This is a genomic window from Roseateles sp. P5_E11 (assembly GCF_054049355.1).
In genome coordinates, this window is the sequence record NZ_JBFUMO010000834.1 from 1 (window position 1) to 1,885 (window position 1,885).

2 protein-coding genes are annotated in these 1,885 nt (G+C 64.4%); both read right to left on the minus strand.

All coding sequences use genetic code 11. The features are described 5' to 3' along the window. Positions 1–29 precede the first annotated feature (29 nt). A complete protein-coding gene (locus tag ACXJKR_RS31155; protein WP_457326148.1) occupies positions 30–800 on the minus strand; it encodes a cytochrome c1 in 771 nt (256 codons plus the stop codon). A 20-nt stretch (positions 801–820) separates the two neighbouring features. Then, a partial coding sequence (locus ACXJKR_RS31160; RefSeq protein ID WP_457326149.1) for a cytochrome b occupies positions 821–1,885 on the minus strand: 1,065 nt, incomplete at its 5' end.

Sequence of the window (1,885 nt, forward strand, 5' to 3'; positions counted from 1 at the left end):
GCCCGAGAGCGGTGCCGGGATGGACGGGCTTACTTCACGTCCTTCCAGTACGAGGCGTTCAGTCGCCAGGCAAACACGGTCAGGATGGACAGGAAGATCAGCACGATCACGCCGAGCTGAAAGCGCTGGCCCTGCGCGGGCTCGCCCATCCACTGCAAATAGGCAACCAGGTCGGCCACGGCTTCGTCGTACTGGCGCTCGGACAGCGTGCCGGGCGTCAGTTGCTGGTAGCCGGCGAAGACGTGGGTCTTCTTGTCGTGGTCGTGCGGGTCGGCCACTTCCTCGAACTTGGCGGCGCGCTGGCCTTGCAGCTCCCACATCACATGCGGCATCGCGACGCTGGGGAAGGCCATGTTGTTCCAACCGGTGGCCTTGGTGTCGTCGCGGTAGAAGCTCCGCATGTAGGTGTAGAGGTAGTCCGCACCCGAGCCCTTGGCACCGTCGGCACGCGAGCGGGCGATGACGCTCAGGTCGGGCGGGTTGGCGCCGAACCAGGCCTTGGCGTCCTTGGGGTCGATGCTGACCTTCATGGTCTCACCGACCTTCTCGGCCGCGAACAGCAGGTTGTTCTTGATGTCGGCCTCGGACAGGCCGATGTCGCGCATGCGGTTGTAGCGCATGTAGGCGGCCGAGTGGCAGTTCAGGCAGTAGTTGACGAACAGCTTGGCGCCGCTTTGCAGCGCCGCCATGTCCGACATCTTTTCCTTGGGGAACYTGTCCCACTCGATGCCGCCGGTGTTGGCCTGGGCGGCACCCACGAAGCCCAGGGTGGCCAGCAGGAGAGCGATCAGCTTTTTCATTGGTGTTGTTGCTCCGCGGCTCAGTGGGCGTGGAAGGTCACACGGTCCGGCACGGCCTTGGGCGTGCCGAGGCGGCTCCACCAGGGCATCAGCAGGAAGAAGCCGAAGTAGAACAAGGTGCCCACCTGGGCGACCAAGGTGCCCACGTCGCTCGGCGGCTGGATGCCGAGGTAGCCCAGCCACAGGAAGAAGACGACGAAGACGGCATACACATACTTGTGCCAGTCGGGGCGGTAGCGGATCGATTTGACCGGGCTGTGATCCAGCCAGGGCAGGAAGAACAGGATGATGACCGCGCCACCCATGACGACCACGCCCCAGAACTTGGCGTCGAAGACCTTGAGCAGGAAGATCAGCACGGCGGCCGCCACCAGCAGGGCCACCTTGGCGGCACCGCCGAACTTGCCCTTCAGGAAGCTCACGACGGCCGCGACGGCGACGACGCCGCACAGCACGTTGACCATGGTGTCGGTCGTGGCGCGCAGCATCGAGTAGAACGGCGTGAAGTACCAGACCGGGGCGATGTGAGCCGGCGTCTTCAGCGGGTCGGCCGGGATGAAGTTGTTGTACTCCAGGAAGTAGCCGCCCAGTTCCGGCGCGAAGAACAGGATGGCGGTGAAGGCCATCAGGAAGATGCAGACGCCATAGATGTCGTGCACCGTGTAGAACGGATGGAAGGCGATGCCGTCCAGCGGGATGCCGGTCTTCGGGTCCTTGTGCTTCTTGATCTCGACGCCGTCGGGGTTGTTGGAACCGACGTCGTGCAGGGCCAGCAAGTGGGCCACCACCAGGCCCAGCAGCACCAGCGGCACGGCGATGACGTGGAAGCTGAAGAAGCGGTTCAGGGTCGCGTCGCCAACCACGTAGTCGCCGCGGATCAYCAGCGCCAGGTCCGGGCCGACGAAGGGCACGGCAGCGAACAGGTTCACGATGACCTGGGCGCCCCAGTAGCTCATCTGGCCCCATGGCAGCAGATAGCCCATGAAGGCTTCGGCCATCAGGCACAGGAAGATCGCGCAGCCGAAGATCCAGACCAGCTCACGCGGCTTGCGGTAGCTGCCGTAGATCAGGCCGCGGAACATGTG